Source organism: Salinimicrobium oceani, assembly GCF_012037645.1.
On the sequence record NZ_JAAVJR010000517.1, the window covers coordinates 1 to 480 of the forward strand.

Here is a 480-nt window from a genome sequence, read left to right on the forward strand (position 1 = left end):
TTACTGGGAGTAAATTTTACGGTTGATCCCGAAGCAAGAATTCATGCAGTGGGAAGCTCAGCTATAATAGAAACCGCTAATATTTCTGCTTCGAACGGGATCATACATGTTATTGACGCAGTGCTTTTACCTATTGAATAAGCCACTTTAGGTCTCTTTGTTTTCCAGCCATCCTCTTAGGGGTGGCTTTTTTTTTGTTCCGCAATTCTGCCGTACAAGACTAAACAATATCGCTGCCAAAAAGGGCAATTAAACAGATGTTTCTCTTCAGAATAATTTACGGTTCCTGTGGTTCTTCGTCACGAACCATTCAATTCGCACCATACTTATCGCTAAGGCTTCCAAACAACGTTCCCAAAAAGGTATCCTGTAATTCCATTTCTACTCTCCCGCCCATTGGAGAGTCGATCAAAGATTTTCCTGGCATGAGTCTCAGAATCAGGATGGATGGAAAGTAGATGCTGCTTCCGGGTTCCAATT

General features: G+C 42.1%; 1 protein-coding gene. It reads left to right on the top strand.

Annotation, left to right across the window (positions count from 1 at the left end; translation table 11 throughout):
• The first annotated feature begins 48 nt into the window (after positions 1 to 48).
• A complete protein-coding gene (locus tag HC175_RS24800; protein ID WP_369074344.1) occupies positions 49 to 141 on the top strand; it encodes a fasciclin domain-containing protein in 93 nt (30 codons plus the stop codon).
• Positions 142 to 480 lie beyond the last annotated feature (339 nt).